Raw genomic sequence first — 15,356 nt, 5'->3', positions numbered from 1 at the left:
ACCCGGAAGCTAAGCCTTTCAGCGCCGATGGTACTGCAGGGGGGACCCTGTGGGAGAGTAGGACGCCGCCGAACAATTTTTCCGGGAAAGCCCCGCACCTTTTGGTGCGGGGCTTTCCTGCGTTCCAGGGCCTTGGGTGTGCCCTGTTCGACCCGCCACCCCCGTGCACCGGACGGGGGACGCTGAGGGTAGGGTCAGGGGGCATCATTGGCACGTTCTGCACAGGAGGCCCCCGGGTGGAGGTCCAGGAGACTCGGGTCCAGACGGACCGGGTCCTCACCATCCCCAACATCCTCAGCATGGCTCGCCTTGTCGGGGTACCGCTCTTCCTGTGGCTGATCCTTCGCCCCGTGTTCGGGGGGCCCAACAGCGACAACTGGGCCCTTTTGGTGCTGATGCTCAGCGGCATCAGCGACTACCTCGACGGCAAGCTGGCCCGCAAGTGGAACCAGATCAGCAGCCTCGGCCGGCTCCTGGACCCGGCGGCTGACCGTCTCTACATCCTTTCCACCCTTGTCGGCCTCACCTGGCGTGAGATCCTGCCCCTCTGGGTCACCGCGGCGCTTCTCGCCCGGGAACTGATGCTCCTGGTGATGGTGGCCATCCTGCGCCGCCACGGGTATCCGCCTCCGCAGGTGAACTTCCTCGGAAAAGCTGCAACCTTCAACCTGATGTACGCGTTCCCCTTGTTGCTGCTCAGCGACGGGAGTGGTTGGCTGGCCACACTGGCAGCTGTCTTCGGATGGGCGTTCGCAGGATGGGGTACAACGCTCTACTGGTGGGCAGGAATCCTCTATGTGGTTCAGGTCCGCCGGATCGTGAAGGCGGACGCAGTAGCCGATTGAGCTCGTTGATGCGGTGCCGCGCAGTGTGGCCGGCCCGCGGCAGATGGTGCGAATGATGCCCCGACGGGCGAACTCGGCTGACCGTCGTCTCTTGTAGGAGGACGTTTCCGACATGAAGGCCGTCGTGATGGCTGGCGGCGAAGGCACACGCCTTCGCCCCATGACCTCGAGCATGCCCAAGCCGCTCCTGCCCGTGGCCAACAGGCCGATCATGGAGCACGTCCTACGGCTGCTCAAGCGGCATGGGCTCAGCGAAACCGTAGTGACCGTCCAGTTCCTCGCCTCCCTCGTCAAGAATTATTTCGGCGACGGCGAAGAGCTCGGGATGGAGCTCACCTATGCCAACGAGGAGAAGCCACTCGGCACCGCGGGCAGCGTGAAGAACGCGGAAGAGGCGTTGAAGGACGACACGTTCCTCGTCATTTCCGGTGACGCGCTCACCGACTTCGACCTCACCGACCTCATCGCGTTCCACAAGGAAAAGGGCGGGCTCGTCACGGTCTGCCTGACCAGGGTTCCCAATCCCCTGGAATTCGGGATCACCATCGTGGACGAGAACGGTCAGGTCGAACGGTTCCTGGAGAAGCCGACCTGGGGACAGGTCTTCTCGGACACCGTGAACACGGGCATCTACGTCATGGAGCCCGAAGTATTCGACTACGTCCAGGCCGACACCTCGGTCGACTGGTCCGGTGACGTCTTCCCTCAGCTGATGAAGGAGGGCAAGCCCATCTACGGCTATATCGCCGAGGGCTACTGGGAAGACGTAGGCACCCACGAAAGCTATGTGAAGGCCCAGGCGGACGTCCTGGAGCGCAAGGTCGACGTGGAGCTCGACGGCTTCGAGATCTCGCCCGGCGTGTGGGTCGCCGAAGGGGCTGAGGTCCACCCCGACGCCGTTCTGCGCGGACCGCTGTACATCGGCGACTACGCCAAGGTCGAGGCGGACGTCGAGATCCGCGAACACACGGTCGTGGGGTCGAACGTCGTCGTCAAGACGGGCGCCTTCCTCCACAGGGCCGTGGTGCACGACAACGTCTACATCGGACAGCACAGCAACCTCCGGGGCTGCGTGGTCGGCAAGAACACCGACATCATGCGCGCGGCCCGGATCGAGGACGGCGCCGTCATCGGGGACGAGTGCCTGGTCGGCGAGGAGTCGATCATCCAGGGCAACGTCCGGGTGTACCCGTTCAAGACGATCGAGGCCGGCGCGTTCGTCAACACCTCGGTGATCTGGGAGTCCCGAGGACAGGCGCACCTCTTCGGGGCGCGCGGGGTCTCGGGAATCCTGAACGTGGAGATCACCCCCGAACTCGCCGTACGGCTGGCCGGCGCCTACGCCACGACCCTCAAGAAGGGCTCGACGGTCACGACCGCGCGGGACCACTCCCGAGGCGCCCGCGCCCTCAAGCGGGCCGTCATCTCGGCCCTCCAGGCCAGCGCCATCGACGTCCGGGACCTGGAGAACGTCCCCCTGCCCGTGGCGCGCCAGCAGACCGCCCGGGGCAGCGCCGGCGGCATCATGATCCGTACGTCGCCCGGCGTGCCCGACTCGGTGGACATCATGTTCATCGACGAGCGGGGCGCGGACCTCTCGCAGGCGCAGCAGCGCAAGCTCGACCGGGTCTACGCGCGCCAGGAGTACCGCAGGGCCTTCCCCGGCGAGATCGGGGACCTGCACTTCCCGTCCAGCGTGTTCGACTCGTACACCGGGTCCCTCCTGCGGAACGTCGACGTCACCGGCATCGCCGACTCCGGACTCAAGGTCGTCGTCGACGCCTCCAACGGAAGCGCCGGGCTCGTCCTGCCCAGCCTGCTCGGGCGGCTCGGCGTGGACGCGCTGACGATCAACCCCGGGCTCGACGAGGCGCGGCCCACCGAGTCGGCCGACGCCCGGCGGGCCGGTCTCGTGCGGCTCGGGGAGATCGTGTCCTCCGCACGGGCGGCCTTCGGAGTGCGGTTCGACCCGGTGGGCGAGAGGCTCTCCCTCGTCGACGAACTGGGCCGGATCATCGAGGACGACAGGGCCCTGCTGGTCCTCCTGGATCTCGTCGCCGCCGAGCGGCGCAGCGGTCGTGTCGCCCTGCCCGTGACGACCACGCGCGTCGCCGAGCAGGTGGCGGCCTACCACGGCACCCAGGTGGAGTGGACGACCACCTCGCCCGACGATCTGACCCGGGTGGGCCGTGAAGAGGACACCATCTTCGGAGGAGACGGGCGTGGCGGGTTCATCGTTCCCGAATTCAGCAGCGTGTTCGACGGGAGCGCCGCCTTCGTCCGGCTCATCGGGCTCGTCGCGCGCACCCAGCTCACGCTGAGCCAGATCGACGCCCGGATTCCCCGGGCGCATGTCCTGCGCCGCGACCTGGCGACCCCGTGGGCCGTCAAGGGACTCGTCATGCGCCGGGTCGTGGAAGCGGCCGGCGACCGCAGCGTGGACACCACGGACGGGGTCCGTGTGGTCGAGGCCGACGGGCGGTGGATCATGGTCCTGCCCGACCGGGCGGAGGCCGTCACCCATCTGTGGGCCGAAGGCCCGGACGACGCCTCGGCCCAGGCACTGCTCGACGAGTGGGCCGCGGTGGTGGACAGCGCCGGGGACTGACGCGCACGCGGTGCGCCGCGACGCCCCGGGCAGGGGGTCGCGGCGCACCGGTGGGGCCATTCGGCGGCAGCCGCGATGACGTGCGACGATGTGCGGCATGTCGCAGCAGTCCCCCGATCGGAGCACCGCCCCGCCGCCCGCACGCCCCGACGCCTCCATGTCGCTGCTGAACAACGTGATGGACCACAGCCTCGACGACGGGTACGCCGAGGCCTCCGCACGGCGCAGGGCCGACGGGAGCGCTGGGCTGCCCCGTACGCTCAAGTCGAAGCTCGGCCTGGCCGCCGGACTGGTGGTCGCCGCCCTGGTGGTCACCCTCGGCGCCGCCGAGGCGCGGATCTCCGCGCCGGTCGTCGCCAAGGAGCGCGAGGAGCTGATCGACCGGATCGACGCGGAGACAGAGGCCGCGGACACCTTGGAGTCCGACGTCGACGCGCTCCGCCGCGATGTGAGCGAACGTCAGCGCAAGGCACTCGAGCAGCACGGTGGGGACCAGGGGCAACTGGTGGCGCTGTTGGCCGGAGCGACGCCGGTCGAGGGCCCCGGCGTGAAACTGGTCGTCGACGACGCGAAGGACACCGACCAGGGCGGCGGCGGGCCGCGCGAGTCGACGGGCTTCGCCGACACCGGGCGGCTGCGCGACCGGGACATGCAGCGGGTCGTCAACGGCCTGTGGGAATCCGGGGCCGAGGCCATCGCCATCAACGGGCAGAGGCTGACGGCGCTGTCGGCCATCCGGGCCGCCGGCGACGCCATACTGGTCGACAACAGACCGCTCGTACCGCCGTACACGGTGCTCGTGGTGGGGGACGGCAAGAAGCTCGCGACCGCCTTCCGGGACAGCGCCGACGGCCAGTACCTTCAGGCGCTCAAGGAGAGCTTCGACATCCGCACCAGCATCTCCGATCAGGCGAAGGTGCGGCTTCCGGCCGCGCCGAGCCTGATCGTCCGTACAGCAGAGCCGAAGGCCGCCGGCAGTGGTGCGGCAGACACAGGGAAGGGCACATCGTGATCGCCGTACTGGGCCTCGTCGTGGGAGTCGTGGTCGGACTGTTGGTCCGGCCCGAGGTACCGGCGGTGGTCGAGCCCTATCTGCCGATCGCGGTGGTCGCCGCGCTCGACGCCGTCTTCGGCGGTCTGCGGGCCATGCTCGACGGCATCTTCGTCGACAAGGTCTTCGTGGTCTCCTTCCTCTCCAACGTCGTGGTGGCCGCGCTGATCGTCTTCCTCGGCGACAAACTGGGTGTCGGCGCTCAACTCTCCACCGGTGTGGTGGTCGTGCTGGGCATCCGGATCTTCTCCAACGCCGCCGCGATCCGCCGGCACGTCTTCCGGGCTTGAGGCCGATGAACAACGACGAGAATCCCCGCAGCGAACAGCCTGAGAGCGGCGCGTCCGCCGTCCCCGGCCCGCCCGCACCGCCGCCCGCCGCGGAGGTGTCGGGTCGGCAGAGGCTCAAGGCGGGCCTGTGGCCGCCGCGGTTGAGCCGGGCCCAACTGATCGTCGCCTTGCTGCTGTTCGGGCTCGGGCTGGGGCTCGCCATCCAGGTGCGGTCCACCAGCGACGACAGTGCGCTGCGCGGAGCCCGGCAGGAGGACCTGGTCCGCATCCTCGACGAGGTCGACGACCGGACCCAGCGTCTGGAGGACGAGAAGCAGCGTCTGGACGATCAGCGCACCGAGCTGGAGAACAGCTCCGACCAGGCCGAGGAGGCCCGGAAGCAGACACTGGAGAAGGAACGCCAGCTCGGTATCCTCGCGGGCACCTCGGCGGCGCAGGGCCCCGGCATCACGCTGACGATCACCGATCCATCGGGGGCGGTCGCGCCCGACATGCTGCTCGACGCCATTCAGGAACTGCGGGCGGCGGGGGCCGAGGCGATCCAGGTCAACGGGGTGCGGGTGGTGGCCAACACCTATTTCTCCGGTGACGCCGGAAGCGTCCAGGTGGACGGGGAGAAGATCGAGGCGCCGTACGAGTTCACGGTGATCGGCAAACCGCAGGATCTGGAACCCGCCCTCAACATTCCCGGCGGTGTGGTCCAGACGCTGGAGAAGGAGCAGGCCACCGTGCTCGTGGAGCGGTCCGACGACGTCGTCGTCGATGCCTTGCGACCGGCGCAGCGGCCTGACTACGCTCGGTCGTCATCGCCGTGAGCCGGGCGAACGTGGGGGCCGGTGGAGCGGGTCGGACGGTTGCGGGGGGTCGGCGCACCGGATTGGTGGTGCGTGGTGGAAACTGTCGGGTGGATACGGACGTTGTGAAGATGTCCGGGTCGGCAGGTGTGTTCAATCAGGGTTCGTCCTGCCCCACGGGCGGGTCTATGTCGGTCAAGGGGAATCGCCCGTGAAGTTGTTTGCGAAGTTGTTCGGGAAGAGTGCACGCGAGGACAGCAACAGTGCTGCCCGCCACCGCGCGCCGCGCCACGGTCAGGGCGAGGAGCAGGAGGCGGAGCGTCCGCTCTTCCGCGACGAGGTGTCCGGCGCTCCGGGGGGTGACGGCGTGTCGTCTGTTGACCCTGCCGGTGCCGGACGCATAGGTTTCGGCGAACCATCAGCCTCGAGTACGGGTGGAGGGTTCACCCCGGAGGGCTCGTCGATGCCGGTCTGTTCGAGGTGCGGTCACCGCAACGCGGAGGCCAGCAGGTTCTGCTCCAACTGCGGCGCGCCGCTGCGAGGCGGTGTTCCCGAGCGTCCCTCGGAGACGACGTCCACCATCTCCATCTCCGGCCTAGAGGCGTACGAGGCGGAGGCGACGGGTCAGACCGCTCTGCCCTCGCTCTCCCCGGAGGCCCAGGCCGCGGTCGACGCGCTGCCCGGCGGCTCGGCGCTGCTGGTCGTGCGGAGGGGCCCGAACTCCGGGAGCCGCTTCCTGCTCGACAGCGACCTGACCACGGCCGGTCGTCACCCGCAGAGCGACATCTTTCTCGATGACGTGACCGTGTCGCGGCGTCATGTGGAGTTCCGCAGGAGCCCGGACGGTAGCTTCACCGTGGGTGATGTCGGCAGCCTCAACGGCACCTACGTCAACCGTGAGCGCATCGATTCGGTCCAGCTGTCCAACGGCGACGAAGTCCAGATCGGAAAGTACCGCCTGGTCTTCTATGCGAGCCCGCGGGGCGTGTGACCAGCCCCCGGACTCCGTCCGGGGGGACCCCGAGGAAGGCCCATGCTGCGAACACCGACAGGCGGTGCCGGACACGGCACCGCCACCGCGGAAGCGCGCCCGATGAGCATCGGTACGGTGCTCATCCAGCTGCGCGACGAGTTTCCCGAAGTCACCATCTCCAAGATCCGGTTCCTGGAGGCCGAGGGGCTCATCGAGCCGCAGCGCACTCCTTCCGGATACCGGAAGTTCGCCCCGCGTGATGTGGAGCGCCTGGCTCAGGTGCTCCGCATGCAGCGGGACCACTACCTGCCGCTGAAGGTCATCCGGGAGCACCTGGACGCCCTGGCCCGCGGGGAGCAGCCCGCTCTGCCCTCGCCCGGCGAGCGGCGGGACCTGGCCGACGGGGTGTGGGAGGCCGGCGCCGGGACGGCGACCGCCGCCCGGGTCGGGCGGGCCGAGCTGCTCGCGGCGGCCGAGGTCGACGAGGACCGGCTGGCCGAGTGGGAGTCCTACGGACTGATCGTCCCCGCCCCCGAGGGCGGCTATGACGCCGAGATGGTGACGGTCGCCAAGCTGGTGGCGGACCTGGGGCGTTTCGGTCTGGAACCGCGTCATCTTCGGGCCATGCGGGCCTCCGCCGACCGGGAGGCGGGGCTGGTGGAGCAGCTGGTCGCGCCCCTGCGCCGGCACCGCAATCCGCAGACCAGAGCCCATGCCGAGACCACCGCGAACGAGCTCGCCGAGCTGTCCGTGCGGCTGCACGCGGCCCTCGTGCAGAGCGCTCTGCGCAGCCGTCTGCACTGACCTCGGCGGAACCCGACTACCCAAACATGGCGAGCACGTCCTAGGGTTGCTGTGTGAACGAGCTCGACGTTGTCGGTGTCCGGGTGGAAATGCCCTCCAACCAACCGATCGTTCTCCTGCGTGAAGTGGGAGGCGACCGGTACCTCCCCATTTGGATCGGTCCTGGGGAGGCGACCGCGATTGCCTTCGCCCAGCAGGGCATGGCTCCCGCCAGGCCGCTGACCCACGACCTGTTCAAGGATGTGCTCGAGGCCTTGGGCCAGGAGCTCACCGAGGTCCGCATCACGGACCTCCGCGAAGGGGTCTTCTATGCGGAGCTCGTCTTCGCCAGCGGAGTCGAGGTGAGCGCCCGGCCCTCCGACGCCATAGCGCTCGCTTTGCGGACCGGCACGCCGATCTACGGCAGTGACGGCGTGCTGGACGATGCGGGCATCGCGATCCCCGACGAGCAGGAGGACGAGGTGGAGAAGTTCCGCGAGTTCCTCGATCAGATCTCTCCGGAGGACTTCGATACGAACAGTCAGTGACCGTCCCGCAGGGGTGCTGTCAGCGCATCCGACAAGCCTTTCCCGGAAACGAGACACGGGAAACCACCCTCAGGGTGATTATCACTCGGCGTGCCGAGTGTGGCGATCGTTGACGCACCCCGAGTGACTGCCTACCTTCGAGTGGGCAGGTCAAGGACGGAGGTCGGCGTGAGAAGCAGCGGCGACGGTACGGCGGCGGGTGGGCCGTATTCGCAGCACGGCAGTGGAGCCGACCACGCCATCAGGCAGCCGGTTCAACCGGCAACGGTGGCAGCGGGCGGCGTGGCAGCGGCGAGCGATGCCGGCGACATCGGCTATCGCGGACCGACGGCGTGCGCGGCGGCGGGGATCACCTACCGCCAGTTGGACTACTGGGCCCGTACGGGACTGGTCGAGCCCAGTGTGCGCCCGGCCTACGGGTCGGGGACCCAGCGTCTCTACAGTTTCCGTGACGTGGTTCTCCTCAAGATCGTCAAGCGCTTCCTGGACACCGGGGTCGCTCTGCAGAACATCCGCACCACGGTCCAGCACCTGCGGGCCCGTGGTTTCCAGGACCTTGAGCGCATGACGCTGATGAGCGACGGAGCCACGGTCTACGAGTGCTCCTCGCCCGACGAGGTCGTCAGCCTGCTCCAGGGCGGGCAGGGAGTCTTCGGGATCGCCGTCGGCGTCGTCTGGCGGGATGTGGACGTGGCGCTCTCGCAGCTGCACGGCGAGCGGGTCGACACCGGCGAGACGCTCGTCGGCCACAACCCCGCCGACGAGCTGGCGCGGCGCCGCAACCGCGCCGTCTGAGCGCCCCGGAAGCACAGCACGGCGGGCAGCACGAAGCAGGACGACGGGACGGTCCGGCACCCCACGGGGCGCCGGACCGTCCCGTTGTCAGTGCCGTAGGGCAGCATCGACGGTGTGAGACCCGCGCCCACCATCCTTCACCTGGACATGGACGCCTTCTACGCGTCGGCGGAGCAGGCGGCCAAGCCGAGCCTGCGCGGCAAGGCGGTCGTGGTGGGTGGCCTCGGACCGCGCGGAGTGGTGGCCACCGCCTCGTACGAGGCCCGGCGCCTGGGCGTGCACTCGGCGATGCCCACCGCACAGGCCCGGCGGCTCGCACCGAACGCCGCCTACCTGGTGCCCCGCTTCTCGCTGTACCGGACGGTGAGCGACCAGGTGATGGAGCTCCTGGGGCGGCTGTCGCCCCTGGTGGAGCCGCTCAGCCTGGACGAGGCCTTCGTGGACCTGGAGGCCGGCGGGACGGCCGACGACGCGGCGTCGGCCCGTGCGACGGGTGAAGGGCTGCGGACGGCCATCCGCGCGGTGACCGGCCTCAGTGGATCCGTCGGGCTGGCCGGTTCCAAGATGCTCGCCAAGATCGCCTCCGAGGAGGCCAAGCCCGACGGGCTGCTGCTCATCGAGCCCGGCACCGAGCGGGAGCTGCTCGCCCCCATGTCCGTGCGCATCCTGCCGGGGGTCGGCCCGGCCACCGGCGACCACCTCAGACGTGCCGGGATGACCACCGTCCACGATCTGGCCGAGGCGGGCGAGGCGGAGCTCGTACGGCTGGTCGGCAAGGCCCACGGCCACGGGCTCTACCGGATGGCGCTGGGGCTCGACGACCGGCCGGTGGTCGCCGAGCGGGACGCCAAGTCCGTATCGGTGGAGGACACCTTCGACGTGGACCTGCACGACCGCGTGCGGGTGCGGGCCGAGGTGGAGCGGCTGGCCGTCCGGTGCGTGGAGCGGCTGCGCGCCGCCGACCGGTCGGGCCGCACGGTGGTGCTGAAGGTGCGCCGCTACGACTTCTCCACCCTGACCCGCTCCGAGACGCTCCGAGGCCCCACCGACGACCCCACGGTGGTCCGTGAGGCGGCGGGGCGGCTGCTGGAGTCCGTCGACACCACGGGGGGCGTACGGCTGCTGGGGGTCGGTGTGACGGGGCTGGCCGACTACACCCAGGAGGACCTGTTCGCCCAGGCCGCCGACGCCCGGGAGCTCGCTCAGCGGGCCCAGGAGGAGCACCGGGCTCCGGCGGAGGGCGACGAGGAGGACGTGGCGGCCGAGCCCGAGCAGGACAGTGCGGAGCTGCTCGCCGCCCGGCGCTGGCCCGCCGGGCACGACGTGCACCACGAGGAGCACGGGCACGGCTGGGTGCAGGGGAGCGGCGTGGGCCGGGTCACCGTCCGGTTCGAGGAACCGTGGAGCGCACCCGGCCGGGTGCTGACGTTCCGCATCGACGATCCGCTGCTGCGGCCCGCCGACCCGCTGCCGCTCGTCCGTGAAGCGGCCGACTACTCCTCCTGGCCCGCCAGCCTGCCGAAGTCCCGATCGGGTGCCGACTCCGCCGGGGGCGGGGAGTCCAGTCCGTAATGGCGGTAGAGCTGCAGTTCCTGCTCGGGCGAGAGGTGCCGGCCGACGCCGAAGTCCGGCGCGCCCTTGATCAACGCGCGGTCGAAGGGGACGCGCAGCGCGTCCTCGACGAATTCGCTGGGCTCCAGGGGGACGAAGGCGTCCCTGCTGAACAGGCCGGTGCGGACGGCCGCCCATTCGGGCACCCCCGTCGCGTCGTCGAGATAGACCTCATCCACCGTTCCGATCTTGGCGCCCTTGCGATCGAATGCCTTGCGGCCGATCAGGCGGCGCGGATCGATATCGGTCTGCACGGTGCCTCCCACTGGTCGCAACTGCTCAGGGTGGACGCTGTCGCTCCACCAGCACCACACAAGTGCAGATCCGTGGCGTCGGCCACTCGAGAACTCCGGCGCGGTGGCCGCTGGTAGGCTGGCTGTGGCTGCTGACCCCGTGCGGGAGAGTCCTCCGGTGCAGAATCCGGAGGCGCCGAAGGAGCAACTCCTCCCCGGAATCTCTCAGGCCCCCGTACCGCACGGACGAGGTCACTCTGGAAAGCAGGGCGATTCCGTGCGGGCGCAGGCCCGGGCGGACTCGACCCTCACCGACGGTGAAAGTCGGCACGCCCCCGGGCGCGTCGGTGAAGCTCTCAGGTTGAGATGACAGAGGGGGAGGCCGTTCGGGCACCCGCGCCGTGGTGCCCCTCGCAGGTCGTGACAGACCAGGAGGCCTCCACCATGACCCCCCGTCGCACTCCGCTCTCCCAGCTGGAGCAGGGCATTCCGTTCGAGCAGCGCCACATAGGGCCCGACGCCGGAGCCCAGGCGAAGATGCTCGCCCAGGTCGGCTACGGCTCCCTCGACGAGCTCACCGCCGCCGCGGTGCCCGACGTGATCAAGAGCGCGGAGGCCCTGAACCTTCCCTCGGCGCGCACCGAGGCGGAGGTCCTGGCCGAGCTGCGGTCGCTGGCCGACCGCAACGAGGTGCTGGCCCCGATGATCGGCCTCGGCTACTACGGCACCTTCACGCCGCCCGTCATCCTGCGCAACGTCATGGAGAACCCCGCCTGGTACACGGCCTACACGCCGTACCAGCCGGAGATCTCCCAGGGCCGCCTGGAGGCCCTCCTCAACTTCCAGACGATGGTCGCCGAGCTGACCGGGCTGCCCACCTCCGGCGCCTCGCTGCTCGACGAGGGCACCGCGGCCGCCGAGGCGATGGCCCTCGCCCGGCGCGTCGGCAAGGTCAAGAAGGGTGTCTTCCTGGTCGACGCCGACACCCTGCCGCAGACCGTCGCGGTGATCGAGACCCGCGCCGAGCCCACCGGTGTCGAGGTCGTCGTCGCCGACCTGAGCGACGGCATCCCCGCCGGGATCGCCGAGCGCGGCGTCTTCGGCGTCCTGCTCCAGTACCCGGGCGCTTCCGGTGCCGTGCGCGCCATCGAGCCCGTTATCGAGCAGGCCCACGAGCTCGGCGCGATCGTCACCGTCGCCGCCGACCTGCTGGCCCTCACGCTGCTCACCTCGCCCGGGGCGCTCGGCGCCGACATCGCGGTCGGCACCACCCAGCGCTTCGGCGTCCCGATGGGCTTCGGCGGTCCGCACGCCGGCTTCATGGCGGTCCGCGAGAAGTTCGCCCGCTCCCTGCCCGGCCGGCTCGTCGGCGTCTCCGTCGACGCCGACGGCGACAAGGCCTACCGCCTGGCCCTCCAGACCCGCGAGCAGCACATCCGCCGCGAGAAGGCCACCAGCAACATCTGTACGGCGCAGGTCCTGCTTGCCGTCATGGCCGGGATGTACGCGGTCTACCACGGTCCCGACGGGCTGCGGACGATCGCCCGGCGCACCCACCGCTTCGCTGCGATCCTGGCCGACGGCCTGCGGAGTGCCGGCGTGGACGTCGTGCACGGCGCGTTCTTCGACACCCTGACCGTGCGCGTGCCCGGCAAGGCCGCCGGTATCGTCGCCGACGCCCGCGAGCGCGGGGTCAACCTCCGCCTCGTCGACGCCGACCAGGTATCCATCGCCTGCGACGAGACCACCACCCGCGCGCAGATCTCCGCCGTGTGGGCCGCCTTCGGCGCCGAGGGCGACATCGAGGCGCTGGACGCGACGGTCGCCGACGTGCTGCCCGAGGGGCTGCTGCGCTCCGACGACATCCTGGCCCACCCGGTCTTCCACCAGCACCGTTCCGAGACCGCGATGCTGCGCTACCTCCGCAAGCTCGCCGACCGCGACTACGCGCTGGACCGCGGCATGATCCCGCTCGGCTCCTGCACCATGAAGCTGAACGCGACCGCCGAGATGGAGTCGGTCACCTGGCCCGAGTTCGGCGCGCTGCACCCCTTCGCCCCGGCGGACCAGGCGCAGGGCTTCCTCACCCTCATCCGTGAGCTGGAGGAGCGCCTCGCCGAGGTCACCGGCTACGACGCGGTGTCCCTCCAGCCCAACGCCGGCTCCCAGGGCGAGTTCGCGGGGCTGCTGGCCGTCCGCGCGTACCACCGGGCCAACGGCGACGACCAGCGCACCGTCTGCCTCATCCCGTCCTCCGCGCACGGCACCAACGCCGCCAGCGCCGTCATGGCGGGCATGAAGGTCGTCGTGGTGAAGACCGCCGACGACGGCGAGGTCGACGTCGCGGACCTGCGTGCCAAGATCGAGCAGCACCGCGACGAGCTGGCCGTGCTCATGATCACCTACCCGTCCACGCACGGTGTGTTCGAGGAGCACGTCGCCGAGATCTGCGGCGAGGTGCACGACGCGGGCGGCCAGGTCTACGTCGACGGTGCCAACCTCAACGCGCTGGTCGGGCTCGCCAAGCCCGGCAAGTTCGGCGGCGACGTCTCGCACCTCAACCTGCACAAGACCTTCTGCATCCCGCACGGTGGCGGCGGCCCCGGCGTCGGCCCGGTCGGTGTCCGCGCGCACCTCGCCCCGTACCTCCCCAACCACCCCCTCCAGCCCGCCGCGGGCCCGGAGACCGGTGTGGGCCCGATCTCGGCCGCCCCGTGGGGTTCGGCGGGCATTCTGCCGATCTCGTGGGCGTACGTCCGTCTGATGGGCGGCGAGGGGCTCAAGCGGGCCACGCAGGTCGCCGTGCTGGCCGCGAACTACATCGCCAAGCGGCTGGAGCCGCACTTCCCGATCCTGTACAACGGTCCGGCCGGTCTGGTCGCGCACGAGTGCATCGTGGACCTGCGCCCGATCTCCAAGGCGACCGGCGTCTCCATCGACGACGTGGCCAAGCGTCTGATCGACTATGGCTTCCACTCGCCCACCATGTCGTTCCCGGTGGCCGGCACGCTGATGATCGAGCCGACGGAGAGCGAGAACCTCGCGGAGCTCGACCGGTTCTGCGACACCATGATCGCGATCCGTGCCGAGATCGAGAAGGTCGCCTCGGGGGAGTGGAGCCAGGACGACAACCCGCTGAGCAACGCCCCGCACACCGCCGCGGCGCTCGGCGGCGGCTGGGACCACGGTTACAGCCGCGAGGAGGCCGTCTTCCCGGCCGGAGTGTCCGCCGCGGACAAGTACTGGCCGCCGGTGCGCCGCATCGACGGCGCCTTCGGCGACCGGAACCTGGTCTGCTCCTGCCCCCCGCTGGACGCGTACGACGACTGAGACAGGCGGCGGTAGGGCGTGCGCCGTGAGCGGTGCACGCCGGACATGCGTCGGGGCCGGTGCGGAGATCTCTCCGGGCCGGCCCCTGTTCGACGGCCCGTCCTCAGGCGGCCTTCACCGCGCGGCCGGTTGCCAGGGTCCGGTGCGGGGCGATGATCTGCCCGTCGGGCAGCAGTTCGCCGGTGTCCTCGAAGAGCAGGACGCCGTTGCACAAGAGGCTCCACCCCTGTTCGGGGTGGTGGGCCGTCAGGCGGGCGGCCTCCCGGTCTGGGGAATCGGCGGTGGGGCAGGTTGGCTGGTGCTGGCACATGGATGGGTTCTTTCGCTGCGTCGAGTCGAGTGTCCTGCGGCTGGATGAGGTGTTCATGGCCGCCCCCGTATCAGTCGGTCCGGTCCCAGTGTTGCCCTACGGGGAAGATTCCGCAGGGATTTGGCCGCAGCATTCGTACTCCTCTCATGACGCATCACCCGCGCGGACGGTTCACCGCAACTGCACTGCCCCTTTGGGTGGTTCGGGGTGGCCGGATGGGGCTAGTCCGGGTGGGCAGCACAGCGCCCCCGCAGCGACCCCTGCCCCGCCCGGTGTTCGGGCGGGGCAGGGCGGGGTCGCCACGGGGGCGCTGTGCCGGGGTGGCGCCGGTCAGGCCGACCTGAGGAGCGGGCCGGGGGCCACGCGCAGCGAGATGACGGGCAGCAGATCGGCGACCCGGTGCGGGCGGTGGGCGGCGATGCCCGGCGGGGCCGGCGCCAGGGGTACCAGGACGTCCGTCGGCGCGAGCATCCCGCCGGCGGGATCGGCCTCGGTGTCGCCGTGCAGCCAGAGGGTGAGCATGTACAGCTCCGGGATGGACAGCAGCCGGGCCTGGCAGGCGGTGGACGATCCCTCCGCCTGCCGGAGGGCCAGTTCGGTCGAGGCGAGGTAGGGCCCTTCGAAGAAGTGCGAGAAGGCCCAGCCGTCGGGGGTGAGCACGGTGTCCGCCGCGGCGACCGCGCGGCCCTCGCTCCGGATCAGGAAACGCCAGGCCGCGAGGCGTGTCAGAGGTGCTGTCCTGGTGGGCGCGATCCGGTCCAGCACATGCACGGGAAGCGGTAGTTCGGGGCTCAGCGGTCCCTGGACGGACCGGAGAGCGGATGTTCGGGCCTCGCGGACGGCGGTGGGGAAACCGAGGGCCGCGAGAACGCTGCGCAGGGCGGGCGCGGGAGCTGGGGGAACATGCAGCGGCATAGTGGGTCGCCTCTCACTTCGGAGACACGGTGGCGCTTGGGCGGGTGCAGACGGCGCTGTCGGCATGAGGGCCGGAGACGGCCGGTGACGGGCGAGTCGCATCAACTCTCTGCCTCGTTGAGCGGAGTTTATATGACGCGTGTTCACACAGTGTTTCCACTAGCGGTCGGAGATATGTCGCGCAAGGCGTCATCCGGCCTTCGAGTTGCGGTATTCCTGGTGATTTGAACTGCTGCCGGCGACCCCGACCTGGCGTTCTTCCGGTGGAGC

14 protein-coding genes, 1 rRNA gene and 1 riboswitch are annotated in these 15,356 nt (G+C 70.1%); of the genes, 12 read left to right on the top strand and 3 right to left on the bottom strand.

All coding sequences use genetic code 11. From position 1 onward, the window contains the following. The 11 genes from rrf to ACH4KB_RS28980 form a co-directional block, all read left to right on the top strand. Window positions 1–74 (top strand): 5S ribosomal RNA (gene rrf / locus ACH4KB_RS29030); the annotation flags it as partial. 162 nt (window positions 75–236) lie between these two features. Then, window positions 237–845 carry a CDP-alcohol phosphatidyltransferase family protein gene (locus ACH4KB_RS29025; RefSeq protein ID WP_018957757.1) on the top strand — a complete coding sequence of 203 codons (609 nt, stop codon included), beginning with the start codon at window positions 237–239 and terminating at the stop codon, window positions 843–845. Window positions 846–957: 112 nt separating this feature from the next. Then, entirely contained in the window at window positions 958–3,453 is a 2,496-nt protein-coding gene (locus ACH4KB_RS29020) for a sugar phosphate nucleotidyltransferase (protein WP_398068805.1), read from the top strand. 97 nt (window positions 3,454–3,550) lie between these two features. After that, window positions 3,551–4,465: a DUF881 domain-containing protein gene (locus tag ACH4KB_RS29015; RefSeq protein ID WP_398068804.1), complete on the top strand. Its 915-nt coding sequence runs from the start codon at window positions 3,551–3,553 to the stop codon at window positions 4,463–4,465. After that, window positions 4,462–4,794 (top strand): small basic family protein, encoded by a 333-nt coding sequence (locus ACH4KB_RS29010; RefSeq protein WP_003970459.1) that lies wholly within the window; start codon window positions 4,462–4,464, stop codon window positions 4,792–4,794. The genes ACH4KB_RS29015 and ACH4KB_RS29010 overlap by 4 nt, the downstream gene beginning before the upstream one ends. Window positions 4,795–4,799: 5 nt before the next feature. Next, complete coding sequence (locus ACH4KB_RS29005) at window positions 4,800–5,609, top strand: DUF881 domain-containing protein (RefSeq protein ID WP_398068803.1); 810 nt, start codon at window positions 4,800–4,802, stop codon at window positions 5,607–5,609. 190 nt (window positions 5,610–5,799) lie between these two features. Then, window positions 5,800–6,579, top strand: coding sequence for an FHA domain-containing protein (locus ACH4KB_RS29000; RefSeq protein ID WP_398068802.1), 780 nt, complete (start codon window positions 5,800–5,802; stop codon window positions 6,577–6,579). A 42-nt stretch (window positions 6,580–6,621) separates the two neighbouring features. Then, on the top strand, window positions 6,622–7,365 hold the full coding sequence (locus tag ACH4KB_RS28995) for a MerR family transcriptional regulator (protein ID WP_398068801.1): 744 nt from the start codon (window positions 6,622–6,624) through the stop codon (window positions 7,363–7,365). A gap of 53 nt (window positions 7,366–7,418) precedes the next feature. Next, window positions 7,419–7,892: a bifunctional nuclease family protein gene (locus tag ACH4KB_RS28990; RefSeq protein WP_398068800.1), complete on the top strand. Its 474-nt coding sequence runs from the start codon at window positions 7,419–7,421 to the stop codon at window positions 7,890–7,892. A gap of 168 nt (window positions 7,893–8,060) precedes the next feature. Further along, on the top strand, window positions 8,061–8,687 hold the full coding sequence (locus tag ACH4KB_RS28985; protein ID WP_398068799.1) for a MerR family transcriptional regulator: 627 nt from the start codon (window positions 8,061–8,063) through the stop codon (window positions 8,685–8,687). 114 nt (window positions 8,688–8,801) lie between these two features. Next, a complete protein-coding gene (locus ACH4KB_RS28980; protein WP_398068798.1) occupies window positions 8,802–10,259 on the top strand; it encodes a DNA polymerase IV in 1,458 nt (485 codons plus the stop codon). Here the strand turns inward: ACH4KB_RS28980 and ACH4KB_RS28975 are convergent. After that, window positions 10,181–10,552, bottom strand: a complete 372-nt coding sequence (locus ACH4KB_RS28975) for a PRC-barrel domain-containing protein (RefSeq protein WP_398068797.1) — start codon at window positions 10,550–10,552, stop codon at window positions 10,181–10,183. The genes ACH4KB_RS28980 and ACH4KB_RS28975 overlap by 79 nt on opposite strands. Window positions 10,553–10,684: 132 nt before the next feature. Next, window positions 10,685–10,782, top strand: a riboswitch (glycine riboswitch). Window positions 10,783–10,975: 193 nt separating this feature from the next. Here ACH4KB_RS28975 and gcvP point away from each other — a divergent pair. Continuing rightward, a complete protein-coding gene (gene gcvP, locus ACH4KB_RS28970; protein WP_398068796.1) occupies window positions 10,976–13,861 on the top strand; it encodes an aminomethyl-transferring glycine dehydrogenase in 2,886 nt (961 codons plus the stop codon). Between the two features lie 103 nt (window positions 13,862–13,964). Here the strand turns inward: gcvP and ACH4KB_RS28965 are convergent, their stop codons facing one another. Next, window positions 13,965–14,171, bottom strand: coding sequence for a DUF5999 family protein (locus tag ACH4KB_RS28965; protein ID WP_398068795.1), 207 nt, complete (start codon window positions 14,169–14,171; stop codon window positions 13,965–13,967). A 330-nt stretch (window positions 14,172–14,501) separates the two neighbouring features. Then, the gene (locus ACH4KB_RS28960) at window positions 14,502–15,086 is read right to left on the bottom strand and encodes a hypothetical protein (RefSeq protein ID WP_398068794.1); all 585 of its coding nucleotides are present in this window, start codon (window positions 15,084–15,086) and stop codon (window positions 14,502–14,504) included. Window positions 15,087–15,356 lie beyond the last annotated feature (270 nt).

This window comes from Streptomyces sp. NPDC017520 (genome assembly GCF_044329855.1).
Taxonomy (GTDB): Bacteria; Actinomycetota; Actinomycetes; order Streptomycetales; family Streptomycetaceae; genus Streptomyces.
Note: the sequence above shows the minus strand (reverse complement) of the source record. Positions and strands in the feature narration are given on the sequence as shown.

Excerpts from the sequence above, each read along its gene's own strand:
- ACH4KB_RS29020 (WP_398068805.1), top strand. The coding sequence starts at position 958 with ATGAAGGCCGTCGTGATGGCTGGCGGCGAAGGCACACGCCTTCGCCCC.
- ACH4KB_RS28960 (WP_398068794.1), bottom strand. The coding sequence starts at position 15,086 with ATGCCGCTGCATGTTCCCCCAGCTCCCGCGCCCGCCCTGCGCAGCGTT.
- gcvP (WP_398068796.1), top strand. The coding sequence starts at position 10,976 with ATGACCCCCCGTCGCACTCCGCTCTCCCAGCTGGAGCAGGGCATTCCG.
- ACH4KB_RS29005 (WP_398068803.1), top strand. The coding sequence starts at position 4,800 with ATGAACAACGACGAGAATCCCCGCAGCGAACAGCCTGAGAGCGGCGCG.
- ACH4KB_RS29015 (WP_398068804.1), top strand. The coding sequence starts at position 3,551 with ATGTCGCAGCAGTCCCCCGATCGGAGCACCGCCCCGCCGCCCGCACGC.
- ACH4KB_RS28965 (WP_398068795.1), bottom strand. The coding sequence starts at position 14,171 with ATGTGCCAGCACCAGCCAACCTGCCCCACCGCCGATTCCCCAGACCGG.
- ACH4KB_RS28995 (WP_398068801.1), top strand. The coding sequence starts at position 6,622 with ATGCTGCGAACACCGACAGGCGGTGCCGGACACGGCACCGCCACCGCG.